Raw genomic sequence first — 26,236 nt, 5'->3', positions numbered from 1 at the left:
ATCACGACTTCGACCCTGTCGACCGGAAGTCACACCATAACTGCGAAAGCAACCGACGCGGCAGGGAACGTCAGCGCGGCATCGGCGGGCTATGCGATCACGGTGACCACTACACCCGCCGGCACCTATGATCACATCGTTGTAGTGGTTGAGGAAAATAAGGACTACACGGACATCATCGGCAATTCCGCCGCTCCCTATCTCAATTCGCTCGCCACCCAAGGATTGTCCTTCACCGATTTCCACGGGGAGGCGCACCCGAGCCAGCCAAACTATCTGGCGCTGTTTTCCGGCACCACACAAGGCGTGACGGATGACAATTCTGTATTCTTCCCGACGGCACCCACACTGGCAGGTGAATTGCTAAATGCGGGTTACAGTTTCACGGGCTACGCCGAAGCTTCCAAGACGGGATATCACGATGCATGGGAGCAGTTTGGTGAATCGCAAAATCTCGGGAAGGATTTCAGCCAGTTTCCGACCGACTTCACCCAGCTGCCGACGGTATCGTTCGTCATCCCGAATGTGAATGATGATATGCACGATGGCACCATCGCACAGGGCGATCAGTGGCTGAGCACAAACCTCACCGCCTATGCCAATTGGGCGACGACCCATAACAGCCTGCTGGTCGTGACGTGGGATGAGGATGACGGCAGCAGCAGCAACCAGATTCCGACCATAATCGTAGGCGCGGGCATTTCGGCCGGGCAGAACAACCAAACCGTCAATCATTACAGTCTTCTCCACACGATCGAAAACGCCTATGGCCTTCCAGGCCTTACGTCCAACGATATCAATGCGCCTCTCTTGAATCTCAGCGGGTCATCGCCGCCTCCCGCTCCCAATTCGGAAGTCGAAACCCAGTTTTCGGGAATCTCTGATACCTCAGATTATCCACCACATAACGCGTTGGCGGTCGGTCCGAACAACGTCCTGATGGCGGAAGCCGGAAAAATCGAGTGGACGAACCTGTCCGGCGGCTCCCCGACAGTGCAGTCGAAATATCAATTCTTCAGTTCGCTGGGTTCGGCCGCGACCAATTCCCTGTTCGATCCGCGCGCCGTCTATGACCCGATCAATCAGCGCTATGTCGTGACCATGGATAATCTTGGGCCCGGCGGCGCAACCAGCAATATCGACATCGCGGTTTCAAAAACGTCCAATCCGAACGATGGCTGGTATTTTGCTTCGCTGAACACGTCGCTCACGATCAACGGGCAAGCGACTGTCTCCGATACTCCGGTGGTATCGGTCGATGGCACCAACATCTATATCACGGCACCGCAGTACAATGTCAGCGGCGGAGGGAGGCAAGGAACGGCAGTCTGGGTCATCGGCGATACCGCCGGCTCGGGCGGCGGAATCTACAATGGCGGCGCGCTCACGACCGTTGCCAATGAGATCACGTCGTCGAACCAGGGCATCTACAGGGTCGTCGCCGGTAGCAATGGAAAGACTTACTACGCCTCAACGTTTGCCACTGGCAGCCAAGTCGCCCTGACCGTGCAGATCTATGACGTCGCCAGCAAGACGTTCGGGCCGGTCAGCACCATCGGGCTCGGCAACATAGACCAGGGCGGATCCTATACTGCCCAGCAACAAGGAACGAGCCTCCTGCTGGACGCCGGGGACAGGCGGGTCCAAAATCTCGCCTACTCCAATGGCTTCCTTTACGGCGTCACCGAGGAGAAGCCCATTGGCTCGAGCGTGCCGTTGTTGCACTGGTTCAAGGTCAATGTCAGCAATCCCAACAGCCCAACCCTCGTGGCACAAGGCGACATTTCCGGCGCGTCTATCGGCAGCAACGTGGCGACCTTCAACGGATCGATTGCCGTCGACGCCGCTGGGGACGCCCTCATCAACTTCACCGCCAGCGGCCCCAATATGTATCCGAGTGACTACTACGTCTTCCATGCGGCGAGTGACACTTCGAACACGTTCAGCGCACCCATCCTCTATCAGGCCAGCAGCGGCTTCTTCAATTCCGGCAACGGATCAAGTACCCAGCGTTGGGGCATCAACTCCACGACGATTGCTGATCCTGCCGACCCGCACTCATTCTGGATGTCGAATGAATATGTCGCCAATGGCTGGTGGCAGACCACCGTCGCACAGGTGGACGTCAACCCGTCGCTTGAGGCGCCGACCCTCTCGTTGAACAATACAGCCCTTACCGTTCCCGCGGGAGGATCGGTCTCACTGGGTGTCCAAGTCACGCCGTTCGATGCCGACGATACGGTGTCCGTAACCATCAACGGGCTAACCAGCTACGAAACAATCACCGATAGTTTCGATCAGTCCACCTTCAGCGGCAGTTCGGTCACCCTGAGTGCCGCCGAAGTGGACAGCGGGCTGACGTTGCATTCATCCTATACGGGTTTGGACCATCCGGTGAACACCCTTACTCTCACGGCAAGCAACACGACCTCCGGTGAGGCGGCGACGACGACGGCGCAAACGATCGTCGTTACCGACCCACCGGTGCAATCGACCACGACCAGCCCCCGTGTCCCATCGATCGTGTCGCAAAACCACTCGTCGGCATTTCCGCCAATTCCGTCTTTGGCCCACACGATGGGCGCTCCGTCACATGGGCCGGCGAGCGCCCGGTACGAGAAGCTCGCGAGCCTGTTCGACCAGTATATGGCCGCTGCCGTACCGCCCTCCAATGCGCCCGGTATCTCCCAGCTCCATCGGATGATTTCGCCGTCCGCATTGTTCAACGAGCATTCGGTGCTCGGCATATCCCAGGGCTGACGCGTAGAAGTGGGCGGGGCAGGGGAGGATCCGGGCCGGAATCGGACGCAATGGATCACGCGAAGTTCGCGTCACGACAGACAGGGTGCCTGATAAATGACGTCGTCAGCGGAAACTGGACTTTTCGCCCTTGTGCTGTTGCTCAGGCTGCACGGCGTCGCGGCCGAGGAGGAGCAGCTCTGTCATCGACTAGGCACGCGGCGCGTCGGTGTCACGGACATGCTGCGATGCGCGAAGGCTTTTGGGCTGAAAGCGCGCACGATCAAAACGAATTGGGCACGTCTCGCCCGCACGCCATTACCTGGAATCGCCATCCTCAATGACGGCGGCTTTCTCCTGATTGGCAACGCCATAGGCGACGACGTGTTGGCACAGCGTTCCTCCGAGCCCCTCCCGCATAAGCTGACTCGAGCGGAATTCGAGGCGCTGTGGGACGGTCGACTGATCCTAATGGCGCGCCGTGCGTCACTGTCTGATCTATCTCGCCGGTTCGACATTACCTGGTTCCTTGGCGCCATCCAGAAGTATCGCTACCTGCTGGCGGAAGTACTGATCGCGTCTTTCTTCCTCCAGATGTTCGCGCTCGTCAGTCCGCTATTTTTTCAGGTTGTTATCGACAAGGTGCTCGTTCATCGTGGAATCAGCACGCTGCAAGTTCTGGTGATCGGTCTGGCCGTGATCTCAGTCTTTGAAGCAATCCTTGGAGCTTTGCGTACCTACCTTTTTTCTCACACGACCAATCGTATCGACGTCGAGCTTGGCGCTCGTCTATACCGCCATCTAGTAGGGTTGCCGCTGACGTATTTTCAAACGCGCCGGGTCGGCGACTCGGTCGCCCGTGTTCAAGAACTGGAAAATATCCGTAACTTCCTGACGAGTTCGGCGCTGACGTTCGTCATCGACTTTCTATTTGCGGCGATCTTCATTGCCGTAATGTTCGTGTACTCGCCGGTGCTCACGCTGATCGTTCTGGCCGCCTTCCCATTTTACATAGCCATTTCGGCGATTGCAACGCCACTATTCCGCCGACGGCTGGATGAAAAGTTCCGCCGGGGGGCGGAGAACCAAGCGTTCCTGGTCGAGAGCATAACCGGCGTGCAGACTCTGAAGGCGCTGGCGGTCGAGCCACAGATGAACAGACGTTGGGAGGAGCAGCTTGCCGGGTACGTCTCCGCAAGCTTTCGCGTCGTCAGCCTTGGCAACATCGCAAGTCAGGCTGTGCAATTGGTGAGCCATCTGGTTACTGTTGCCATCTTGTTTTTTGGCGCGGAGCTAGTGATCGAAGGCAACCTGACGGTCGGCGAATTGGTTGCCTTCAACATGCTGGCCAACCGCGTGAACCAGCCGGTGCTGCGCGTCGCCCAGATCTGGCAAGACTTCCATCAAGCCCGTCTTTCGATCGAGAGACTGGGCGACATCCTCAATACCCGACCGGAGCCGACGATCAGCGTCGGCCGCGCCGTGCTTCCGCCGATCCGTGGTGCGATCACATTTGATCACGTTGGATTTCGCTATCGGGTCGATGGGCCCGAAATACTGCACGACATCAGTCTTCATGTCCCGGCGGGCCAGGTCATCGGTGTCGTCGGCCCGTCGGGCTCGGGTAAGAGCACGTTGGCCAAGCTCCTGGAGCGGCTCTACGTGCCGGAGACCGGCCGCGTTCTTATCGATGGTGTCGATCTCGCCATGACCGATGCCGCCTGGTTGCGGCGACAGGTGGGCGTTGTTCTGCAGGAGGACGTGCTTTTCAATCGCACCGTCGCCGAGAATATCGCGCTCGCCGATCCCGCCATGCCGATGCAGCGGATCGTGGATGCAGCCGCTCTGGCGGGTGCACATGACTTCATACTCGAACTTCCCGAAGGATACGATACGGTCGTCGGTGAGCGCGGCTGCAGCCTCTCGGGCGGCCAACGACAGCGCGTCGCGATTGCCCGCGCTCTCGTCACTGATCCCCGTATTCTAATCTTCGACGAGGCGACCAGCGCCCTCGATTACGAGAGCGAGCGCATCATTCAGGACAACATGCGCCGGATTTGTGAGGGGCGCACCGTTTTTGTTATCGCCCACCGGCTTTCCACGGTGCGACGAGCGAACCGCATCGTCACCATCGATCACGGCCGGATCGTCGAAGACGGCACCCACGACGAGTTGATCCGCTCGAACGGACGCTATGCGAATCTCCACTTGCTCCAGGCAGGCGTCAATGACGGCCGATAAAACAATTATCCAGTTTCCGGATCGGCGGCGCCGCCGCGATGACGAAACCGCTTTTCTCCCAGCCGCGCTGGAGGTCGTCGAGACGCCGCCATCGCCAATCGGTCGTGCGGTTGGCGGGACCATCATCATGTTGTTTTGCGCCGCGCTGGCGTGGGCGTCGCTTGGAAAGGTCGATGTTGTTGCGACAGCGCCGGGCAAGATCGTCGTGAACGGCCGGACCAAGGTAATCCAGCCTGCGGAAACGGGGGTCGTGCGCGCGATCCACGTCGGGGACGGCGCAAGGGTCAAGGCGGGTGATGTGCTGATCGAACTGGATCCGACAATCAATGCAGCCGAACTTGACCATGTAAAAAGCGATCTGGCTGTGAGCCAGCTCGACGTCGCTAGGTTGCGGGCGGCGCTTTCGCCAGGCGACCCGATCGCCCAATTCACGCCGCCAGCCGGCGCTAGCCGGCAGGCGATCGAAATGAATCGTCAGTTTCTGACGAGCCAGACGGCAGAGCATATCGCAATGCTGTCGGAGATTGACAAACAGCTGGCGCAGAAGGAGGCGGAGCGCGAGACAATCGCAGCGACGATCTCCAAACTCGATGCAACGATCCCGCTGCTCGAGGAACGTGTGAACATTCGCAAATATCTCTATGACAAGGCCATCGGCTCCGGGATCACCTATCTCACCGAGGCTCAGGATTTAGTCGGCCAACAGCATGACGTCCTTATTGAGCAAAGCCGGATGCGAGAGGCGGAGGCCGCGGTCGCGGGTCTCGCCCAGGGCAGGTCCAAGGTGGAAGCGGAGTATCGCCGCACGCTCTATGACGATCTCTCCAAGGCCGAGCAGCGGGCCGCGGGTCTTGCTCAGGACGTGATCAAGGCAGAGCAGAAGGTGAAGTTGCAGATTCTCACCGCGCCGATCGACGGCGTCGTGCAACAGTTGGCGGTTCACACGATCGGTGGGGTGGTCACGCCGGCGCAAACCCTGGCGGCTGTGGTTTCGCTTGATCCCGATTTTGAGATTGAAGCGATGATATCGAACCGAGATATCGGCTTTGTTGTTCCCGGGCAGAGTGTCGCGATCAAGATCGATACATTCAATTTTACCCGCTATGGGCTGCTGCACGGCCGCGTGCTCAGCATTTCGCGCGATGCCATCACACGCGATCGGCGCGAGGAAGGGGCGAGAGACCAACCGAGTGGCGCGGAAACTGCGTCGAGCGAACCGATAGGGCAGGAACTGGTTTATGCTGCGCGCGTCAGCCTCGACCGCACCGATATGGAGATCGATGGGCGGACCGTTCAGCTGTCGCCCGGAATGGCGGTGACCGTCGAGATCAGGACAGGTTCACGACGGATCATCAGCTACCTGCTTTCGCCGCTCATGCGATACAATCAGGAAGTTTTGCGCGAGAGATGATCAGCGCGGCCGCTTTGCAGATTGAGCTGAATGCTTATACTAAGTCTCGAAGATGCTGACGTACCCGAGACTTGAACACCTGACGATTTTCGATACCAAATCAAAGATTTGGCGAAAATCGTCAGACGGAACCAAGCGTTATTGAAATTGCCTCTTGGTATTGGGAGATCTGTGCGCAGATATGCCTTGTTGCAACGAGGCTTGGGAGGCGGCCTTTTAAGAAGGGTCGGCTCAGATTGCTTACGATTTTTGTGTTCGGAGCCGATCATGCCTTTCAAACTTCATTCGAAGGGTAGACGACACATTCCTCGACGGCGCCATCGGGTGAGAAGCTGACGCGAATATCACGCGACACCTCGTAATCGCGGAAGTCTGACCATCTAGTTTACGCCGGATGCGAACACCGGTTGGAAGGCGCAACTTCGAACAACGCCAGGCGGTCAGCGTCACTATTCGGATCTCGCCATCGAACCGCCCTAACTTTGCGAGCCGTGTTTCGGTTGGCACTGCACCAGAGCGCGGGTTTGATTGGCTCAATCAAGGGATTGCTGGAGATCGACTTGCCTGTTCCCGATCATATGACGCTGAGCCAGCAGGCATGTGGATTGCTGGTTCAAATGCCCCGGAGAGACAGGACTGGCGACCTTCACTTGATCGTCGATAGCACCAGACTGAATTTGTGCAGCGTGGGTGAACGGTTGTTTGAAAAACACGGCACGGCGAAGCGGCGCGCTGGTGCAAGTTACAGATCGGCATTGAGGTCGCCAGCGGTGAAATCGTTGCCCTTGACCTGACGGACAGGGATGCCGACGACGCCTCCCATCTACCAGCGCTATTGGATCAACTGAAGCAGGCTCCCGCTTCCTTCATCGCCGATGGCGCATGCGACGGGGCTGCAACTTATGATGCCATCCTTGCCCGAAATCCGTCCGCCCGTTTCGTCGTACCGCCCTGCAAGGGGGCGGTGCCGGGGCCGACTGCTACCATCTCGCCAACCCAGCACGATTTGCATATACTTGCCGTGGACGAATATGGGCGGATGAATTGGCAGAAGGCGCCCGGCTACAATCAAGCGCTCAAAGGTGGAGGCCGCCATAAGCCACTACAAGCGCCTCATCGGCGACACACTGAGATCCCGCCATGACGCCCGCCGCGCTACGGAAGCCGCAATTGCGGTCAAATCGCCCAACCGGATGAACCAACTCGGGCGAGCGAAATTCGTCCGAGAGGCGTGGTCAAAGCCCCCGCAGCGGCCTGACACGTCTTGCGATGCCTCCATGCAGCAAGCTCGCGGTGCTCACCGGAAGACTAGATCCGTCTATCTCTCAAAGCGATTTTTTGAGGCAACGGGCGGCGGACCAGCACCCGCTGTGATCGAAGCAGCTTCCACATGAGAGGAGGTCGACTGACTTGATCGCGACCTCTGTCCGGTTCTTCACACGCAGCTTCTTCATGATTTGGCGAACATGGACCTTGACCGTGCTTTCGCACAGGTTGAGTTCATAGGCGATTGTTTTATTGGGCTTGCCCTGCTGGATCGCCTTGATCACTGTAAGTTCGCGCTGCGTAATTCCACCGCCCACGGCGTGCGGGGGGGGCGGTGCAGCCGAACCCCCCGCAGCTAGAAGAAATTCCGCGGGAACATAGGTTCCACCGGCCAGAACAAAACGCACCACTTCGATTGCAGTCCCAAAGCCCATGTTCATCGGGATATATGCCTTGGCGCCGTAGGACATCACCGCCCGCATCATCGCGAGATCATGCCTTGAGGAAAGAATGACGCTCGGAATCAAGCGGGCGAAGTTCGCGAGTATGTCGAGCGCGCGAGCAGTTTCTTTTGGATCGCCGTCGGCGAGGAAGATCATGAGCAGCCTGATCACGCCGCTAGCAATAGCCTCTTCCGAGAGTTCAGAGATAGAGGAGAAGACCTGGACAGGGAGCGTCAGCGCTGTTTCCAGATACCTCTGGATGCACTCGTGAAAGAAAGCCTGGCTATCGACGACGATCAGTCGCTTTTCCGAGGCGGGCGGCCCCACGTCCAGAGTGAGATTTTCGCGATTTGGTAACGGCTCGACATTGGACTCAAGATAGAACGGGCGCGCCGTTGCTACAGAACTGTCCGCAACGGGTCGAGCGTGTTGTGCGTAACGAGCAAGCTTATTCTCGAGGAGTGTCATGGAACACCACCAAACCAGCGCGAAATAACTACGCGCTCCCCCAATAGTCACCCATCATGACGAGGCGCGGTAAGACCGCACTCAGGTACAACTGCACCATCGTCGGAAACCTCAGGAGACCGAAATCCCAAAGGTAGCTATAATAGATGGAACCTTTTCAGGATGAAGGAAGCCGCCTATCTTTACGAAATCTGTCCACGGCCCCTGAGCGGTTAGCCCTCCCACTCTCAAGGTCGAGTATCCCACCAGGCGATATGCGTTCCATCAACCGCCTCCCAGGTCTTTCGCCAAAAGCCCGTTTAGGATCAAAATGTTAAGCCGGCTCTTCTTTTCCAGTCATAGACATTATGACAAAAATGTAAAGGTCAATTACGTAGCTTTCCAGAGGGGCACGGCTGCGTAAAAGAACAATCGCACGCATTATTGCGCCGTATATCTTCCTCTCGAGTTCTACTTCAAAAGTTCTATGCCAAGGAGGCAGTCACTCAGTTGAATCGACGAGCGCCAGCTTAACAATTTGCTGCTTTTGCAAGCAGTTAAATTCATCCAGACGTCGCGGGAAACGTTATTGCGCGCCTATGGTGTAGCGGTTCTGAAGTACATCCCACCACCTACCTCTTTAGACACCAGCGAAGAGTAGCGTCGTTTCTAAAGTGGTATTTATTTTACCTCTGGGCCTATCTAGCTCGGCTTCACCTTCAGCCGAATTAATTTCATCTACTCAACTCGTTGTGTTGACTTGATTGGCCAAGACACGGACCATTTCACCATCTGTTGTGGCGTTCTCAAATCAACCATTGGCGGAGAAGTGATTGTGAGCGTACATTTGCTCTTCGTCGGCGGGGAAGATCAAAACCTCCGAATCCCGTTTATGATAAAGCTACGGGATCGTGGATTCAATGTAACTGTGGCCGCAAGCGGCGATCCCGAGCCGTTCCTGCGTGCCGACTTCAGATTTCATCAATTCCAGTTCAATCGTTTCTTTGATCCGACGTCCGACATACGGACGAGAGGCGTCCTTGCGCGCCTGCTGCGCGACGTTGACGCCGACGTGGCGCACGCCTTCGATACGAAGCTGGCGCTACTTATGCCGCTCGCCGCACACAGCAATGCGCGCACCGCGATCGTTCGGACGATCAACGGAAGAGGATGGACCTTTTCATCCCGTTCGCCCGCTGCGCTCGCGCTTCGAATTGCCTATCTCCCACTTCAGCGCATCGCTTCGGTCTTTACGGACGCGACCGTTTTCGAACACAGCGGCGATCAAGCGTTCTTCATGCGAAACCATTTGCTTGGCCAGAGCGAGGCGGTGCTTATTCCAGGTGCCGGAATCGACGTCGAAGGTTTTGAGCACGCGCAGCGGTCGGGCCTGGCACCGAGCGAGCTTCGGAGCATTATGGGCCTCGAAGGCGCCGAGATCGTTACAACTGTCACTCGTGTCACGAGGCAGAAGGGAGTTCCCGTCCTTCTTAAGGCGGCCGATATCGTCAACAAGATCCGGCCTCGGGTCCGCTTCCTTGTCGTCGGGCCACGCGAAAGCGAAGGCCCGTTCGCGGTCAGCGAAGATGAGTTTCAAAAGCGAGTTCCCTATGTCATTGCGACAGGTGTGCGCTCGGACGTCCCGTCGCTTCTCGCGATGTCAGATGTCTTCGCATTCCCCAGCGAGTACGCGGAAGGAGTCCCCCGGGCACTTATGGAGGCGGCGCTCTGCTCGCGGCCTATCGTAGCAACCGATCTCGCAGGATGCCGCGAGGTGGTGCGTGACGGATGGAACGGCATCATAACGCCGCTGCGTGATCCGCAGAAACTTGCGCAAAACATCGTCACCCTTCTCGACTCACCGGCTAGAGCTGCGGAACTGGCGGCCCGTGGCCCGAAAGTGATCAAGAGCCGGTTCTCTCTCGACGATGTTGTATCTGGTCACGCGGAACTCTATCAGCGTCTTGCATCAAAGCCGCGCATAATGCCGCATAAAGATGTCGGCTATTTTCGCGAGGACAACAGGGGAGGAGAATCCACCCATCGCAGGCCAATCGATGCGGCCGCTTCCAGAGGAGGTCGCCTGCGGTGAAGTCTTCACGCTGGACGACCACATTGTGGGACTCGCTTGCAGCGCTCGCGGTGTTGCTTGCCCTCGAGACGCAGCTACGCTTCTCCCATGGTCCCATGGGGCCAGGCGAATTCCTGCTCTCTTTGTGGCTTGCTCCACCAATCGTAATAGCGGTGCTCCGGCGACCCCGAGTGCTTCCCTGGCCCTTCTGGGAGATTCTGCGGTTCTGGAGCACTTTAGCGGCGGCGCTATGCCTCGGCGTCATGGCGACATACATTCGCAATGTTCCCGTGGACTGGTCGCTCGTCGTTCACGACATCATCGCGTACGCGTTTCTCGCCGCCATGACGGCTGCACTGACTATCCTGCCTGACGGTCCTATCCGGCTTTACCGGATGCTTTGGATGATCGTTTTGATTGGGACCTTGCTTCTCCTGCTGCAGCTTGCGAACGCACAAGGCCTATTCAAGTACGGTACCATGGATCCGTGGTACTGGGATCGCATGCGCGGCTGGTCGGACAATCCCAATCAGTTTGCGCTAATGTGCCTTCTGATTGGGTTCTTTGCGCTCGCACTCGCCGAGCGGACGCCAAAGGTCTGGGCGAAGTCGCTTGCGACGGCTTGTGCGGGGGTTGGACTTGGAATCGGGCTTCTCGCCAAAAGCAACGCTTTCTCCGCGGTCGTCGTCGCGATCCTTGCCTTCTTCACCTTGGCAAAGCTTGCCCGCGCGTTCGCGCGTGCCGAGAAGCAGGGCGTGCCCTTAGCGTCGTTGAGCCTGGCGATCATGGCACTGGTAGGTTGGATCGCCTGTGTAGAGGCCTATGTTTCGGACATTCGGATTGATGCCATCAAGGCTTCGAGCGCGATAGCGCGCGATGATGAGGCAAATGAAGATGCAGCGCTTCGAGTGCATCTCTGGGAGCAGGCTATCAAGGTCGGGACAGAATCGATGGGATTGGGCCTCGGCCCCGGCCCACACCTCGAGATTCCGCCTAGCATTCTTGCCGGTCGGCGCGATTCCGATACGCCAGTCAATATCCAGCATCCGAAGCCAGGCCTCGCGCCAAACTTCGAGGCTCACAACACGGTGCTTGAACTCTTCGTTCAGGGCGGAGTGATGGCAGTCCTAGCCTTCGGCTCCGTCATCGCTTTGGGCGTCTACAGGTCTTGGAAAGCGGGCTTCGATGGCACGACCGCTCTACTTTTCGCCATCCTGATTTTCGGCAGCTTTCATGTTGTCTTTCGCCATCCAAGCGTATGGTTCGCGATCAGCTTTGCTCTTGTCGGCCGTCCCCGGTCGGCCGGTGAAGTTGCCGCGTCGCCATCTTTGTGGCCCACCGAAGAAAGAGTTACGCAGCGGCGTGCCGTGATTACATCGTGATCTTGGCTATGCACGATTCAAGGAGCGCCTCCCATGGATATGACCCCAAACCTCACGCGCTCAGATCGTGTCATGATCTTCAACACGCTGTCGGAGGCCCGTCAAGAGGCCTCTCCTCTCGATGTTACGCTTCGCTACGATCTTCGGAGAGCGGTGCGTCATGTGCGACGTCGGGTTGGCCTGATTGCCGCCTGCCTTGTCATCGGAAGCTTCATTGCCGCGACGGTTAGCACCATCCACAAGCCCAATTATACAGCCGCCGCCATACTATCCGCGAACCAAATGGACGACGATGGCCGCAACGGTGACACCTCGGTCGATACGCAGATCGCTATGCTTCAATCGCAGGCCTTCATTGAGCGTGCCTTCGATCTCCTTTCGCAAGATCCGGCCTTCAGAGAGGTCCTGCTCACGCCGGATGATTTAGAACGCCGGCTCAAGGTCAGCCAAGTGATGCGCTCCCGGCTGATCTCGATCGATTTCACAGCAAATTCATCCAAGACGGCCGCCGATATTGCAAACCGGATCGCCCGGATTTATGTGGAAAGCCCGCGTCTGCAGGGCGTGCAGAGCCTCGATAATTCAAGCGATACCTTCAACGCTCGAATCATCGCGCTGCAGACCGAGCTCGCGCGAATTGAAGCCGAGCCTGCAGATGCGCCGGCGGGCGTGAATGCCTCGGATCTTCGAACGCAGATTGCGTCGCTGAAGCTCGGCGAGTCGTTGACTCGACGAAGCGAGGAGGCGCGTCAGCAAAGCCTCGCGCTCTCGCCGCCGGTTCAGCTTGTGGCCCTGGCGAGTCCCCCCGGGCGTCCGAGCTCCCTGAATCCGATCTTCATGATCGTTCCTGCGTTTATCTTTTCGGGGATTTTCGGCGTTGCGCTGGCCCTTTTCCTCGGCTCACTCGATCAGCGCATTTACCTGCCTTCAGATATTGTAGAGAGTTTCACACTCTCCGGAGTTGTCGGAATTCCAGACCGGCGACGCTGGTTCAGGCCGCGCTCCGGGCGCTCTTCGACGCGCACCGCCGGTTACATGAGGGCCGTCGACTCAGTGCTTGCCTCGACGCTTCTTATGCAAAAGGTCCTGCGAAGCACACTTCTCCTCACCGCGAGCGAGGACAATGACAAGGCTTTTGATTTTGCATTGAACTTCGCCACCGCTGCCTCGCGAATCCGCAGCACGTTGTTGGTCGACATGGACGCGACAAAAATACGTAAGCACCCAATTTGCCTTCACAGTCTCGAGCGAAAGTTTGGCGTTTTCGACGTTCTGGCTGGGGCCTGCCACGTGCGCGAAGCGATCTGTACTGTTCCGGAGACGAGACTCGACTATATGGCTGGTGGTCGCGAGAGCGCACCAGACGCGCTTGCGCTCATCGCAGGCGATAGGCTGAAGCACTTCCTCGCCGAACTGCGACCTAGCTACGACTGGATAGTCATACTCGCCCCTCCGATCGTAGGAAGAAGCGAGACCCGGCTCGTCGCGGGAGCCGTCGATCGCACGATACTTCTTACGAGAGCCGAAGTTTCCAAGTTTTCAACGGTCGCCGCGGCACTGCGCGATCTGGCTTCGTCGATGCCTTCCGGCACCTGTGACGAGGGATTGGCGCCGGTCTCTGCCGTACTCATTGATACGCCGGCTCGCCTGCTACCCCGGAGTTTCCGCGACAAACGCTTCGTGAAGTCGAGCGCGAGGGAAAGCGACTCGCTTCCTTTAGCTGACGCCAAGGGCAGAAACGCGAGGCGGCCTGGGGGTAGGAAGCCGCATTCGACCATTTCGCACAGCTTGGAGGATCCCCAGCCATGACGATCGCCGAGCGTTTGCCCCTTCCATCCCCTAGCGCTGCCATTGGGATCGCAGTTGCCGACACTCAAGAGTCCGCTGGACTGCTCCTTGCGCTTTGCATGGCGCTCGAGATGAAGGGCGTCTCCTACTGCTATTGGAAGAGCTCGCGCCGTCTTCCGGTCTTGCTTGAAGGCACCTCCGATCTCGACCTCTTGGTAGCGCGGGCGGACCGGCAACGTGCAACTGCAATCCTTACGGAGCTGGGATTCAAGCCATGGCTCGATAGCCCAGGGCGGGATCACCCGGCACTCATGAGCTTCCTGGGATATGATGAGGCCCAGGGCGCAATTCGTCACATCCACGTCCATTTTCGGCTTGTTCTAGGCCATTCACTGCTCAAGAGCTTCCGCCTGCCGATCGAGGAGCGACTCCTTGCGCGCAGCGTCATGCACGCTTCGCTGCCGATCCGCATACTGCATCCCGCAGACGAGGCCCTGCTTTTGATTGTCCGCGCGAATCTTGACATGCAAGTCGCTGATCAAATCGTGCTTCGCCGATGGCGGAGCCTCAAAGCCAAGTACGCCGAGGACCTCGTCTTCCTTCGCGATCGGACAGAGGCGCATACGATCAATGTCCGCGCCGTCGAATTCTTTTCGCCGGCAGTCGCAGAATCGATTGCTAGTCGTTTCGATGCCCGTTCCTTGCGCAACGGGGGACTAAGGCGTTCGATCGCTCGCGAGCTTTCCATTTTCCGCTGCTATGGCGATGTCGAGATGACATTTCGTAGCGCGTGGCGGTCTCTGGCGCTTGTCACGAGCGCGACGAATCGGCGGTTGTTCGGAGTGCCGCGGCTGCCGCGGCGCCGGGCTCCAGGGGGAGGGATCATCATTGCCTTCGTTGGCGTCGATGGAAGCGGGAAAAGCACCCAGGTGTCGGGAGCGCGGAAGTGGCTCGGCTCGGAGATCGATGTCTTTCCACTCTATTTTGGCACGGGCGACGGTGCGCCCTCTTTGTTCTTTCGGCCGTTCAAAGCGGTGGCCCGACTCGCGGCGCGGCTGATCAAGGTCAAGCCGAAAGGGGCCTCGCACGGAAACGTGTCGGATCGTCCACCAGCTCCTCTCTATTCCCTGCTTTTTGCGATCTGGGCAATCGCGGTTGCACTCGACAAGAAACACAAACTCGCGACTGCGCAGCGGGCTATCGCTCGCGGCTTCGTCGTGATCGCAGATCGCTACCCTCAGGATGAAAACTCGCGGTTCAATGACGGCCCGCTGCTGCACAGGCTGACATGGGTGCCCGGATGGCTGCGCCAGCTCGAAATGTCGGTCTATTCGGCTGCCAGGTGCGCAGCGCCCGATCTCATCATTAAGTTGCGGGTCGGGCCTGACGCCGTTGCGAAACGCGAACCAGATATGCGCCACGATGTCATCCTGCAGAGGGTCGCCTGGTTCGATGACTTGACCTTTCATGGAGCGAGTGTCGTCACCATCGATGGAGCGAGGCCGTTGCCCGAGGTGACGCAGATCGCGAGGCGCGCAATCTGGGCTGTACTCTGACTGGAGTGCGAAGGGTGATCGTCGAGCTTTTTGGGCCGCCTGGAGCGGGCAAGACAACGTTTGCGATGGCTCTCGATGTGCGCTTGCGGGAGCGAGGCAACGCCACGAAGATGCACCTGAGTTTGCGGCCGGGCGAAGACCGGTCGCAGTTCGGACTCCCACATCATAACGTGAGTTGGCATACATTCTCGGATCCATTGCTGCGGATCACGCGCCCGATCTTGCAATTGATCGTCGCCAAGGCGGCGAGCAATGGAGACACGAGCATACGAAGTCTGGTTGCAAAGCTTCCAAAAAATCATCAGGTCACCGCCCTGCGCATGAGGCAATATTTAATTCGCCTGTCGTCAGCATGGCGGGAGGCGCAACACTCGAATAGCGTCGCTATCTTCGATCAAGCCTATGTGCAGGCGATTGTGTCAATCCTTATCGCCTCCAAACAGCTTGAGGACGGGGACATCATAGACCTCATCGCCATTACGCCACGCTGCGACCTCGCGATCAGGGTCGAAGCACCACTCGGAGAGGTCGGGACCCGTCTCACGGCACGCGCACAGGCAATCGGTCGGATCGGTAGGTTTTTAGAGTCCAAGTCAGGTGCACCCATTGATTGGGCGCAGACCTGTGAGCGCGTGAAGACCGGATTGCAACGCTATGGTCGCACCGCGGTCGACGTCCATTCCACGGATAGGGACACACTTTTGGTCGAGGTTGAGCGAATCTGCTCTAAAATCGAACAAATTCATTGTCTTGAGGCACGGAAATGATTGAGCGTAACGATTCATCCCTACGGGATAAGCGATGGCGCGCACGTTTCGTGCTCAGCGGAATGTTGATTGGTATTGTTGCAAATGTGCTTCCGGCGGTCATCGGCATCGAGGCGAGGGAGATCCCGCAGCTTTGGCATTTTTCACCCAATACAAATTTTACTGCGGACCTAACGTTCGCACCGGCGCGTGCAGGGTTCAATCTTGCGGACGTTTCGAGCAAGCAGGAGCTCGACGCTTTGTCGGAGGGGACAAAGGGGCTTGTGTGGCTCGGACAGTGCGAAGGCGTCACACCACGTTTCGAGAGCGTCGTTAGTGCCGTGATCGACCATCCCAAGACGTTCGGCTTCTATCTTGTAGACGACCCGGACCCTTCTGGCCGCTGGCGTTCCCGCTGCAAGGCCTCAGATCTGCGCGCCGAATCCGACTGGATTCACAATCGCCGGTCAGACGCGGTCACCTTTGTTGCACTGATGAACGTCGGCACCTCGGCGACACCGCAGTTCAGTTCGGAATACCGCCCGGAGGCCTCGCACATCGATCTATTCGGTATCGCGCCGTACCCTTGCCGGACAGAATGGTCGCAGTGCGACTATGAAATGATCGACCGCTATGTCGCAGCGATTAAGACGGCCGGCATATCCGTTGATCGCGTCGTCCCGACATTCCAGACCTTCGGAGGGGGAGAGTGGCAGACCGACAGCGGCGGCAAATACCGCCTGCCGACCTTCAGCGAAATGGAGTCGATGCTTGAACGGTGGCAGAGGTTCGTCCCAAATCCGGTTTTCGACTACGCCTTTTCCTGGGGCCCGCAACGGGCGGACCAGTCGCTCGCGTCGTCGCTGGAGCTTCAGAGGGTTTTTATGCGCCACAACCGGCAATCGCGTAGGAGTGAATCGTATCATCCTTAAGTTCCGTGGCGAAGACGACATCCGCATGTTGGCCCAGTCGGCCCGAAGCTGCGATTTTGGCCAGGTTGAAGAACGTTGATGAGGAGGAGCTTCGAGCGGAGGGCTCGCAGCTAGTCTGATGCGAATCGGTAAGGGGTAGAGCGTATGTGCGGCATTGTCGGTCTTCTCGGAAAAGAAGCGGTTGCGTTGCCCATGGTCGATGCGCTGCGGCGTCTTGAATATCGCGGTTACGATTCGGCCGGCATCGCCACCCTCGAGGACGGCGCGATCACCCGCCGGCGTGCCGAGGGCAAGCTTCGCAACCTCGAAAGCAAGCTCGACCGCGAACCGCTCGAAGGCCTCATCGGCATCGGGCACACCCGCTGGGCCACCCACGGCAAGCCGACGGAGGGCAATGCCCATCCCCATGCCACCAGCAGGGTGGCGGTGGTCCATAATGGCATCATCGAGAATTTCCGGGAACTGCGCGAAGAGCTGATCGCTGAAGGCGCGCGGTTCCAGAGCGAGACGGATACCGAGGTCGTCGCCCATCTCGTCACGCGCGAGCTCGATCGCGGCAAGACGCCGATCAAAGCGGTGCATGCAAGTCTGCGGCGGCTGCGCGGCGCTTTCTCGCTCGGTTTCCTGTTCTCGGGCGAGGACAATCTGCTCATCGGCGCCCGCCTCGGCTCGCCGCTGGCGGTGGGCTATGGCGAAGGGGAGATGTTCCTGGGTTCGGACGCCATTGCGCTGGCTCCTTTCACCAACACCATCGCCTATCTCGATGATGGAGACAGCGTCGCGCTGACGCGCAGCTCAGCCACCATCTATGACGCCGCCTTCAAGCGTGTGCATCGCACGATCCAGAAATCGCAGGCTTCCGCCACCATCGTCGACAAGGGCAATCACCGGCACTTCATGGCGAAGGAGATCCATGAGCAGCCGGAAGTGGTTTCGCATACGCTGACTTCCTTCATCGACGTGGTGGGCGAGACCATTCGCCTGCCGGAGGACCTTCCCTTCGACTGGAAGGATCTCAACCGCCTCACCATTTCGGCCTGCGGCACGGCCTCCTACGCCAGCATGATCGCCAAATACTGGTTCGAGCGCTATGCGCGCCTGCCGGTCGAAGTCGATATCGCCTCCGAGTTCCGCTACCGCGAAGCACCGCTCGACAAGGGTGGGCTGTCGATCTTCGTCTCGCAGTCGGGCGAGACGGCCGACACGCTGGCGGCCCTGCGCTACTGCAAGGAGCAGGGGCAGCACACGCTCGCCGTGGTCAACGTGCCGACCTCGACCATCGCGCGCGAGGCCGAGGTGATGGTGCGGACGCTGGCCGGCCCGGAGATCGGCGTCGCCTCCACCAAGGCCTTCACCTGCCAGCTCGCCGCCTTGGCGGGGCTTGCCATCGGCGCCGGCAAGGCGCGCGGCACGCTATCGGCCGCGGAGGAGAGGGAACTCGTGCATGCGCTCATCGAAGCACCGCGCCTGATGGCCGAAGCGCTGCGCCTGGAGCATGAGATCGAGACCTTCTCGCGTGACCTTGCCAAGGCCTCGGACGTGCTCTATCTCGGCCGCGGCACGAGCTACCCGCTGTCGCTCGAAGGTGCGCTGAAACTCAAGGAAATCAGCTACATCCACGCCGAAGGTTATGCGGCAGGCGAACTCAAGCACGGCCCGATCGCCCTGATCGACGAGACCATGCCGGTCGTCGTGATCGCTCCCTTCGACGCCATTTTCGAGAAGACAGTCTCGAACATGCAGGAAGTGGCCGCGCGCGGCGGCCGCATCATCCTGATCACCGATGCGAAGGGGGCCGAAGCCGCCGCCATGGCAACGCTTAAGACCATCGTCCTGCCCGAAATGCCGGCGGTGGTCACACCCATCGTCTATTCCGTCCCGATCCAGCTCCTGGCTTACCACACGGCCGTGATCATCGGCACCGACGTCGACCAGCCGCGCAACCTCGCCAAGAGTGTCACCGTCGAGTGAGGGCGGAGGTCTCACATTCGCTGTCGGGAGAACCAATTTCGAGCCTTGATGGCGCGAAGCAGAATGTCCGGTACCAAGCGTGCTACCAATGCCAGCTCTTGTGAAGGTTTTCGGATGGCTTGCCGCACATTGATGTCCGTCTGCGCCCTGTCGATGTCGCCGACGGTCAGGGTGGTGAGTTCCGATACGCGCAGGCCCGCGGCCTAGATGGTCATGAAGGCCGCGCGCATCTTCATTGTCTTGAGGGCCTTGACCAAACGCTCGACTTCCTCGCGCGAAAGAGCCGTGGGCAAGGTATCGGCCTTGCGTACCATGAGAAGATGTTTTTGCCCAAGGGTCGTCGCGTAAAAGAGCCGCAGGCCGGACATGGACATATTGATCGAGGCCGGCTTGAGACCGCGTGTCACCAAATGGCCTCGATAATCACGCACGTCTTCGAGGGCGAGCTTGTCGGCCGACCGGCCGTGAAAGGCGCTGAGGCCGACGACGGCTCGGAGGTGGATCTTCTGGGTGTTCGCCGACATGTAGCGGATCGTCATGTCGTCGATCATGCGTTGGCGTAGCGGTGAGACGGGCTTAGTCATTGCTAAACTCCCGTCACTTGGACACGTGAACGTGCCAATCTGACGGGGGCGGACAGCCCCAGGGAAGGGGCGGGACCTAACAGCGAACCCGGGACCGCGCGAACCCGCCGCGCCAAGGCATTCACGGTCACCGACGAAATGCCGGAAAAGACGCCATGAGGGGCCACAGTCGTTGCGTGTGAGAGTAACCCATCAATGCACCATTTGGATCGTTGGAAGGCTCGCGCAGAACTTTTCCCGTCGTGGGATCAATCCGGAAGCGGAACACGTGCCGGGTGTCCGGATTGTTGGCGCAGTCGTCGCGTTTCGCTGAATGCGAGCCGGTCACAGAGACGAATTGCCCATGGGTTGCCGCCGCTTCGGCGTCGAGTCCGGCATCGGGCGCCACGGAGGCAGTAGGAGGATACGCTCGCTTTCGATCGAGCAGTCACCATTGTGCAGGATCACCGTGCGCGCCGCGTACCTTCATCGAATGCAACTACGCAGCGATGCTGTTTGCCGTCGGTTAGGCAGCCGATTCCACTCACCGATTTGCGCGTCTTCGTCGGCTTGGCATCGAAACTGAAGCCGTCGCCAGCGTCCCATGGTTTGTCATTGGGACGCAATAAGTCCGCAAACGCGGCGCTCCCACACAGTACCGCCGGCATGGCGCAGATTGCGACCAACACGACGGCTCCGATGGATCGGCGCCAGGACGCCGCGCTAGCGGGAACGGAACATTGAGTCTCGATCATGGTGCACCCCAGATTCCCGAGATCGCGGCTCTAGCGGTACTGGTGCCGAGCGGAGGCATGCCTTCGATATCCTCGATCGTCCGCAACACGCTGTAATGGTCGATCCTTTCTGCGTATTGGCCTGGCACTATGCCTGCTCCGCCGAACAACGTGAAGATTTGGTTGCCCGCGTGGTTATCATCCTCGTCGAACGTGATGATCAGCAAGCTTCTATGGCTCTTGGCCCAAGTGGCATAGTCACCGAGATGCTGTTGCAGCCACTCGTCGGCCTGTTCGATGGGGCCGTCGTGCATGTCGTTTGACAGGTTCGGAATAACGAAACCGACTGCTGGCAACAAGGCAAAGTTGCCGGGGAATGCCGTCAACGGTTGTTCGACACCCTTGGCGTTGGCGAAGGATTCCCACGGATTGTGTTTCCTGGGTGAGCCGGCCTCGATGTAGCCGACGAAATGCTTGCCGGCGGCATTGAGTTCTGTAGCCAGGTTCGGTTTGTCAAAGTCGTAATTTAAGTCATTTTTGACGCCCTGCGTCGATCCGCTGAACAGTGCCAAATAGTTCGGCTGGCTCGGGTGGGCGACCGCATATGAGTTGGTGAAAACCGCACTCTCCTTGGCCAAGCTTCGCAAGTAAGGCGCCTTGCCGCCGTTGAAGATCTGATCAAACGAGTGGTTTTCCATCATCACGACCAGGATATGGTCATATTTTGGAAGCGGGGCGGCAGCTGACGCAGCGGCGATGCCCGTCGCCAAAATGGCCACACCGGCGCGCAAAAGCCAAATAGCCGCGCCTTTGCAAGGATTGGAGATTCGTCTGGTGCTGGTAGGCATTAAGGCCTCCCGGGTAAAACGAAAGAGGCGGAAGGACGTAGGGGTGATCAGGGAATAACGGCATTCGGAAAGCGGGCCTTGACACGATCAATGCCACACCACGCCTTGAAGCGGTCGGACGCAACCGAATGCGAGAACATGGGCCTTCAGGCTTTCGAGATCAGGGTAGCGGAAGGCCTTTATCGTTGCATCCTTGATAGTCCGGTTCATTCTCTCCGCTTGGCCGTTCGTCCAAGGGTGATACGGCTTGGTGAGTTTGTGTTGGATGTTGTTTTCCTGGCAGACGCCATCGAAGAGATGTCCGCCAAAAAAGAGGATCGTTGGGTTGTCGCAATTCTTGGGCAGATCAGCGAAGGCGACACCCTTATCCGTGAGCACGGTGTGGATTTTGTAGGGAAAGGACGCCACGGCATTCCTCAGGAAGTCGGCGGCGTTCATTTGGTCGGCTTTGTCGTAGAACTCGACGAAGGTGAATTTAGAAACACGATCGATGGCAAGAAACATGTTGATCTTGCCTTCGGCCACACGCTGTTCACATGAAGCGATATGAACATAGCCAATGGCGGTCTCCGCGAACTTGCCTCGCTTTGAGGCCTTTTCCTCGCTCTGAGGGAGGCGAGATATGCCATGCCGTTCGAGACATCGATGCAGACTTGATCGTGTCAGCTTCGGAATAATGTCCTCCAGACACCCCATGACATCGTCGAGCGGCAAGAGCGTTCTGCGCCGGAATCCGATGATCATGGCCTCCTCGACAGCGGTGAGAAGCGTGTTCTTGGGGTGGCGAGGTCCCATGGGCGCATCGCCAGTAGAGGTTCGGGAGCACCACTTTGCAATCGTTGTCCGGCTTAGCCGAGATCGGTGGGCGAGGACGCCTGTCTTCTCTTGCGACGCTTGGAGTTCGGCTCGAATTCTCGGCGTTGTGCGGGCGCTGCCGTGAAGAAAAACTGCCATCGCGCATCTTCCGTCTCTCGCGTCAGAATAGTGCCACAACTCCCCGGGACCAAAACCCCGTGTCACGGAGTGTATGGCCGGCCCCTACTTGCCCGTTCCTGCTGGGCGCAGGCATATGCGCCTGTACCGACGATCAGATCTGGCTAACGGATCTCTGTCATTTGCGTCGGCGAGTCAATCTGCGTCCCTGTCCGAGTCCCATCGTCTTGGCGAGTTCGGAACGCTGCTTGGCATAGTTTGGTGCGACCATGGGGTAATCGGCCGGAAGGCCCCATTTTGCTCGGTAGTCTTCGGGCGTCATGCCATAGCTGCTCGACAAATGCCGCTTCAATGATTTGTATTTCTTGCCGTCCTCGAGCGAAATGAGGAAGTCGGGCGTTACGGACTTCTTGATCGGCACGGCGGGAACTGGCTTAGCAGCCTCGACTTCCTGAGAGATTTCTCCCTTCTCAATGCGTGCCAACGCTGCGTGGACCTCCGCGATGAGCCGCGGAAGATCGGCAGAGGAAACAGAATTGTTTGCGACATAAGCCGCAACGACATCGGCAGCAATTCTCGTTAGATCAGCATTCGCCGATAGACCCTGGTTCATTTTATAGTGTTCTCCGGTAGATATTGGGCGCCCCGCAGCTGTCTATTTCATGCGCCAAGCGGGTAGTAAGGTTCAAGTTATCAATCGCTATAGAATCATAGCACTTTGGGGTTAAGCGGATGAATGGTCCAAGATGACGATGCGAGGGTTACGGACAAGCCGCCAGCGGCGACCGCAAAAGCCGCGGTGAAGACGACCACGACTGTACTGCGTTTCGGATACATTGTTTCACCAGGGAGCGGGTTTAGTTCAACGAACAGTTCAGTTGGGAAGTCGGGGCAACGCTACTACTCCGGATGGTCGTCCCTGGAACAGTCTCTAGATTCTGCATAATTGCGTCTTGAACGGAACCGGCGATCGACTTCTTCAGATCGCGTTGCGCCCTGGTCCGAGAGCGGTTATTCGACTTGACCTCGTCGATGGGTTTCTCCACCAGCGGCAATGCCAAGGCGTAGAACTTGGACGTTAGCTTCGATCCACCAAGGCTCGTGAAGAAGTCATCATAGGCAGCAACGAAAACTGATGGTTGTCCGTCGTAGTAACATACCTGGGCCTCGGCGGAGACGCCCAGAATTGTCACTAAGCCCAAGCCGTCCGCAAGGCCGTGGAGCGCAGCGATCAGGACAGCCGGAGCGGAGAGGCCGCGCAACGACTTCATGGCGGTTCGGAGTAGTTCGAAATCGCTCTTGGTGCCTTGAAGGCGGGTCAGCAAGACCACCGTTTCTGCCGGCAGGCCCGCAAGCGACCCAGGCGCAAAACTGAATGATAGAAGATAAATCAAAACGCCTTCGAATTGATATTCGAAGGTCAGCTCGCCCTCATTGTCAGTAGGATCCGAAAATTTGAGAACAACGCGATGGCGGCCAGCCTCGGTTGGATAGTCCCAAAGACAGGCTTCTTTATCGAGAACTGTTGCGACAAACGCGGAAGCGAATTTAGCTCCGAGGAAATCATAATGATGGATCATGGTCGCGGCACGTTCGTCGGTCGATATCCCCCTCACCAAATGCCGATAGTGCAAATATTTTATAGTAAGCTGCGGCTGTCGCTTCAGAATGTTACGAAAAACGGGTTTGCTCAATGCCTTAGCGACCCGCCTGTGACGTACGGGATGAGAAAATAGATCGCACACTCGCTTGATCCGTCCGACGATCTTGCGCTCGCCCTGGCCTTGGTTGTTGAGCAGCGCTACATCGCGGAGTTTCTGCGTCAAAGATTTGCTTTTCGCCCGCATTGAAATCTACCCCCCGATAGATCATGAATAAATTAGCACACAACACCAGCCTATATTTGGAGTGCACTTGTAGTTCATGAGAAGAGCCAATTCTGGAAGTATACAGCCATTTGGTGCTCTTTGCGTACATCCTCGCTCTTGACAATATACTAAAGTGTTAGGAAGCAAGCCCCTCTCAAGCTTGGCTTTCTTCGAAAGAGGGTCGTCGACTAAGGCAAATCTGGTCCTCATATCCTTAAACCAGTCCCCTCATGCCAATAAACTAGGAGGCATTCATTGAAATGAGGGTTTGAATATCGAAGTCAATTTCTTTAGGACGAGACTATCGCTACCCTCCAGCCCACGAGTTCAACCATTTTGCGTTGTGGGAGTATGCATCACGAGAGCTATGTCATGCTTTCCAGCGGAGGCGGAACGTTAGGTCTGTACCAGGAGGCGCTCACATTTGGGGCCAACAAGTCCACTTGCAGGTGCTCTTTCTTAAACGCCTTCAACGCAATTTTGGTGGCCGTTTGGACGACGGTCTCATCCATGAGATCGAGCACCAAAATCGCCTTGCGGAAGATGAGCTTTCTATTTTCGAAGACGCGATATTCGCTGACCATCGCCACGGTCCTCAGTCGGTGCTTTTGGTGACCAGAGTTCCAAATAAGGACCGGCCTAGGTTCTATCTGTCCATAGGGGTGTTTTGACCTGATCTGGTCGCCATGCTTGCCTAAAATAGCTGCACCCGAAGCCCGACGGGTGCGGCGCGCGGCCACGATCCCTGCTAGGATCCCTGCTAGATCTTTTGCTTAATTAGGTACATGTATAATTAGGAGGCTATTAGAAGCCAAGTCGCCTTTAGCAATTTGCGATGCAAATGAGAACCGGTAGGATTCAAAGGCCCTCTATTTTCTCCATACATTAAGCATAAGCATGGCGAGCCACAGGATGCCGGTCGCACTATTCCACAGGGGAATATGGCCTTTGGTTCGCCGCCTCGAAATGTAGCGATGTCGGCGCAATGGCAATTCTCTTATGATGCGATGATACAGATTTTGCGCAATTTTCATGATCACTATTCCCGCAACGCCGCGATCCATGGTGGCACTCCCTGGAGAGAGGCGACCGTGACGTCGCCCGCCAAGCTGAAGATCGCCATTGCGATCGCCACAGCCGGCCGCCGGGAGGTGCTTGCCGATACCGTGCTCTTCATGCGCAACCAGGAACGCCCGCCAGAGGAGTTCCTGATCTGCCCGGCGAGGCCCGAGGATGCCGATGTAGAGACGCTCCGACAGGCGCATCCCCAACTCGCCACGGTGTCGAGCCCGGTAGGCTTGTGCCGTCAGCGCAATGCGCTGATGGCAGCCAGCAATGCCGATGTGATGGTGTTCTTCGACGACGACTTCCTGCCCGATGCCGATTTCCTGGTGGAGATCGAGAAGCTCTTCCATGCCAATCCGGACGTGGCAATCGCCACGGGCTGCGTGCTGGCCGATGGCATTCGTGGCGCCGGGATCGATATGAACACCGGGTTGAAAGCCCTCTCTGACGCGGGGCCGAACCGGGCGCCGGACCGGCTCAGCGAGGTGTATAATGCCTATGGTTGCAACATGGCCGTCAGACTCGACCTTGCGCGCCGCCACGGTCTCACCTTCGACGAAAGGTTGCCGCTCTATTCCTGGCTGGAGGATGTCGACTTCTCTCGCGCCATCGCGCGCTACGGCCGCGTGGTGAGGAGCGAGCGCCTGCGCGGCGTTCATCTCGGCACCAAGAAGGCCGGCCGCAGCCCGGGCCGGCGCCTGGGTTATTCGCAGATTGCTAACCGCGTCTATATCTCGCGCAAGGGAAATATGAGCCTGCGCGGTGCCCTGGAAGGCGGCGTGTGGAACCTCTCCTCGAACTTCCTCAAGAGCTTCAATCCCGAGCCCTGGGCCGATCGGCGCGGCCGGCTTGTCGGCAATCTGCTGGCTCTGTGGGATCTGGTGAGAGGCAGGCTCGATCCTGGCAAGATCGAGAAGATGTAGGAAGGTGCTTCAGGCGGGGAACAGGTTCGCCGCCATGAAGTCCACGAACACCCGCAGCTTGGGCGAAAGGTGGCGGCTCGAGGGCCGGTGCGACGCGCTGGGTCGACGAGTTTTATAGCCCTTCCCGGAACTACACTGCCCTGAAAACGTTGCAATTTGTCCGTGATATTTTGAGCTGTCAGCGGTGGGAATTCCAACATGAAGGGGTAAGGTCATGGTTCTTCATTATGCCGCTTAGGATGTACGTCTGGCCGCTTGTCCTTTTGGGCATTTTATGTGGCACGAGACGCTAGCACTTGAGACACGATA

General features: G+C 58.1%; 20 protein-coding genes and 1 pseudogene. 13 read left to right on the top strand and 8 right to left on the bottom strand.

The features are described 5' to 3' along the window. The 5 genes from QQL24_RS04410 to QQL24_RS04390 all read left to right on the top strand — a co-directional run. The coding region (locus QQL24_RS04410) for an alkaline phosphatase family protein (protein ID WP_284310690.1) at positions 1-2,760 on the top strand (2,760 nt) is incomplete at its 5' end. A 96-nt stretch (positions 2,761-2,856) separates the two neighbouring features. After that, positions 2,857-4,980 (top strand): type I secretion system permease/ATPase, encoded by a 2,124-nt coding sequence (locus QQL24_RS04405; RefSeq protein WP_284310689.1) that lies wholly within the window; start codon positions 2,857-2,859, stop codon positions 4,978-4,980. Then, positions 4,967-6,391: an HlyD family type I secretion periplasmic adaptor subunit gene (locus QQL24_RS04400; protein ID WP_284310688.1), complete on the top strand. Its 1,425-nt coding sequence runs from the start codon at positions 4,967-4,969 to the stop codon at positions 6,389-6,391. Before QQL24_RS04405 ends, QQL24_RS04400 begins: the two co-directional genes overlap by 14 nt. A 491-nt stretch (positions 6,392-6,882) precedes the next feature. Continuing rightward, entirely contained in the window at positions 6,883-7,185 is a 303-nt protein-coding gene (locus QQL24_RS04395; RefSeq protein WP_284310687.1) for a transposase, read from the top strand. Beyond that, positions 7,140-7,535: a hypothetical protein gene (locus QQL24_RS04390; RefSeq protein ID WP_348536426.1), complete on the top strand. Its 396-nt coding sequence runs from the start codon at positions 7,140-7,142 to the stop codon at positions 7,533-7,535. Before QQL24_RS04395 ends, QQL24_RS04390 begins: the two co-directional genes overlap by 46 nt. Positions 7,536-7,716: 181 nt before the next feature. Here the strand turns inward: QQL24_RS04390 and QQL24_RS04385 are convergent, their stop codons facing one another. Continuing rightward, positions 7,717-8,568, bottom strand: a complete 852-nt coding sequence (locus QQL24_RS04385; RefSeq protein WP_284310686.1) for a helix-turn-helix transcriptional regulator — start codon at positions 8,566-8,568, stop codon at positions 7,717-7,719. A gap of 814 nt (positions 8,569-9,382) precedes the next feature. On the opposite strand from QQL24_RS04385, the gene QQL24_RS04380 reads away from it, so the two are divergent. From QQL24_RS04380 to glmS, 7 genes are all read left to right on the top strand, one after another. Next, positions 9,383-10,639: a glycosyltransferase gene (locus QQL24_RS04380; RefSeq protein ID WP_284310685.1), complete on the top strand. Its 1,257-nt coding sequence runs from the start codon at positions 9,383-9,385 to the stop codon at positions 10,637-10,639. A 170-nt stretch (positions 10,640-10,809) separates the two neighbouring features. Further along, positions 10,810-12,000: an O-antigen ligase family protein gene (locus tag QQL24_RS04375; protein ID WP_284310684.1), complete on the top strand. Its 1,191-nt coding sequence runs from the start codon at positions 10,810-10,812 to the stop codon at positions 11,998-12,000. A 33-nt stretch (positions 12,001-12,033) separates the two neighbouring features. Further along, positions 12,034-13,809 carry a Wzz/FepE/Etk N-terminal domain-containing protein gene (locus QQL24_RS04370; RefSeq protein ID WP_284310683.1) on the top strand — a complete coding sequence of 592 codons (1,776 nt, stop codon included), beginning with the start codon at positions 12,034-12,036 and terminating at the stop codon, positions 13,807-13,809. Then, complete coding sequence (locus QQL24_RS04365) at positions 13,806-15,344, top strand: hypothetical protein (RefSeq protein ID WP_284310682.1); 1,539 nt, start codon at positions 13,806-13,808, stop codon at positions 15,342-15,344. Before QQL24_RS04370 ends, QQL24_RS04365 begins: the two co-directional genes overlap by 4 nt. Positions 15,345-15,358: 14 nt before the next feature. Continuing rightward, entirely contained in the window at positions 15,359-16,111 is a 753-nt protein-coding gene (locus QQL24_RS04360) for a hypothetical protein (protein ID WP_284310681.1), read from the top strand. Beyond that, on the top strand, positions 16,108-17,022 hold the full coding sequence (locus QQL24_RS04355; RefSeq protein WP_284310680.1) for a hypothetical protein: 915 nt from the start codon (positions 16,108-16,110) through the stop codon (positions 17,020-17,022). Before QQL24_RS04360 ends, QQL24_RS04355 begins: the two co-directional genes overlap by 4 nt. A gap of 144 nt (positions 17,023-17,166) precedes the next feature. Continuing rightward, positions 17,167-18,993 (top strand): glutamine--fructose-6-phosphate transaminase (isomerizing), encoded by a 1,827-nt coding sequence (gene glmS / locus QQL24_RS04350; RefSeq protein ID WP_284310679.1) that lies wholly within the window; start codon positions 17,167-17,169, stop codon positions 18,991-18,993. A gap of 203 nt (positions 18,994-19,196) precedes the next feature. Here the strand turns inward: glmS and QQL24_RS04345 are convergent, their stop codons facing one another. The 7 genes and pseudogenes from QQL24_RS04345 to QQL24_RS04315 form a co-directional block, all read right to left on the bottom strand. Then, positions 19,197-19,577: a phage integrase N-terminal SAM-like domain-containing protein gene (locus QQL24_RS04345; protein ID WP_284310678.1), complete on the bottom strand. Its 381-nt coding sequence runs from the start codon at positions 19,575-19,577 to the stop codon at positions 19,197-19,199. 730 nt (positions 19,578-20,307) lie between these two features. After that, positions 20,308-21,138 carry an alkaline phosphatase family protein gene (locus tag QQL24_RS04340; protein ID WP_284310677.1) on the bottom strand — a complete coding sequence of 277 codons (831 nt, stop codon included), beginning with the start codon at positions 21,136-21,138 and terminating at the stop codon, positions 20,308-20,310. A 126-nt stretch (positions 21,139-21,264) separates the two neighbouring features. Beyond that, a pseudogene (locus QQL24_RS04335) lies at positions 21,265-22,092 on the bottom strand (DDE-type integrase/transposase/recombinase); the annotation flags it as partial. A 157-nt stretch (positions 22,093-22,249) separates the two neighbouring features. Next, positions 22,250-22,684: a Ros/MucR family transcriptional regulator gene (locus QQL24_RS04330; RefSeq protein ID WP_284310676.1), complete on the bottom strand. Its 435-nt coding sequence runs from the start codon at positions 22,682-22,684 to the stop codon at positions 22,250-22,252. Between the two features lie 244 nt (positions 22,685-22,928). Then, positions 22,929-23,918: a DUF535 family protein gene (locus QQL24_RS04325; protein ID WP_284310675.1), complete on the bottom strand. Its 990-nt coding sequence runs from the start codon at positions 23,916-23,918 to the stop codon at positions 22,929-22,931. A 386-nt stretch (positions 23,919-24,304) separates the two neighbouring features. Further along, positions 24,305-24,523: a hypothetical protein gene (locus QQL24_RS04320; RefSeq protein ID WP_284310674.1), complete on the bottom strand. Its 219-nt coding sequence runs from the start codon at positions 24,521-24,523 to the stop codon at positions 24,305-24,307. A gap of 285 nt (positions 24,524-24,808) precedes the next feature. Further along, positions 24,809-25,003: a hypothetical protein gene (locus QQL24_RS04315; RefSeq protein ID WP_284310673.1), complete on the bottom strand. Its 195-nt coding sequence runs from the start codon at positions 25,001-25,003 to the stop codon at positions 24,809-24,811. Positions 25,004-25,030: 27 nt separating this feature from the next. Between QQL24_RS04315 and QQL24_RS04310 the strand changes: the two genes are divergently transcribed. After that, a complete protein-coding gene (locus QQL24_RS04310) occupies positions 25,031-25,927 on the top strand; it encodes a glycosyltransferase family 2 protein (protein ID WP_284310672.1) in 897 nt (298 codons plus the stop codon). The last annotated feature ends 309 nt before the right edge of the window (positions 25,928-26,236 follow it).

This window comes from Labrys miyagiensis (assembly GCF_030160835.1).
Classification (GTDB): Bacteria; Pseudomonadota; Alphaproteobacteria; order Rhizobiales; family Labraceae; genus Labrys; species Labrys miyagiensis.
The sequence above is the reverse complement of the archived record's forward strand: the minus strand, read 5'-3'. Positions and strand labels throughout refer to the sequence as shown.

What these genes read in the sequence shown, in the direction of transcription:
- QQL24_RS04355 (WP_284310680.1), top strand. Translation starts at nt 16,108, where the DNA reads ATGATTGAGCGTAACGATTCATCCCTACGGGATAAGCGATGGCGCGCA.
- QQL24_RS04400 (WP_284310688.1), top strand. Translation starts at nt 4,967, where the DNA reads ATGACGGCCGATAAAACAATTATCCAGTTTCCGGATCGGCGGCGCCGC.
- QQL24_RS04325 (WP_284310675.1), bottom strand. Translation starts at nt 23,918, where the DNA reads ATGCGGGCGAAAAGCAAATCTTTGACGCAGAAACTCCGCGATGTAGCG.
- QQL24_RS04330 (WP_284310676.1), bottom strand. Translation starts at nt 22,684, where the DNA reads ATGAACCAGGGTCTATCGGCGAATGCTGATCTAACGAGAATTGCTGCC.
- QQL24_RS04405 (WP_284310689.1), top strand. Translation starts at nt 2,857, where the DNA reads ATGACGTCGTCAGCGGAAACTGGACTTTTCGCCCTTGTGCTGTTGCTC.
- QQL24_RS04320 (WP_284310674.1), bottom strand. Translation starts at nt 24,523, where the DNA reads ATGGTCAGCGAATATCGCGTCTTCGAAAATAGAAAGCTCATCTTCCGC.
- QQL24_RS04340 (WP_284310677.1), bottom strand. Translation starts at nt 21,138, where the DNA reads ATGCCTACCAGCACCAGACGAATCTCCAATCCTTGCAAAGGCGCGGCT.
- QQL24_RS04370 (WP_284310683.1), top strand. Translation starts at nt 12,034, where the DNA reads ATGGATATGACCCCAAACCTCACGCGCTCAGATCGTGTCATGATCTTC.
- glmS (WP_284310679.1), top strand. Translation starts at nt 17,167, where the DNA reads ATGTGCGGCATTGTCGGTCTTCTCGGAAAAGAAGCGGTTGCGTTGCCC.
- QQL24_RS04345 (WP_284310678.1), bottom strand. Translation starts at nt 19,577, where the DNA reads ATGACTAAGCCCGTCTCACCGCTACGCCAACGCATGATCGACGACATG.
- QQL24_RS04365 (WP_284310682.1), top strand. Translation starts at nt 13,806, where the DNA reads ATGACGATCGCCGAGCGTTTGCCCCTTCCATCCCCTAGCGCTGCCATT.
- QQL24_RS04315 (WP_284310673.1), bottom strand. Translation starts at nt 25,003, where the DNA reads ATGGATCGCGGCGTTGCGGGAATAGTGATCATGAAAATTGCGCAAAAT.
- QQL24_RS04385 (WP_284310686.1), bottom strand. Translation starts at nt 8,568, where the DNA reads ATGACACTCCTCGAGAATAAGCTTGCTCGTTACGCACAACACGCTCGA.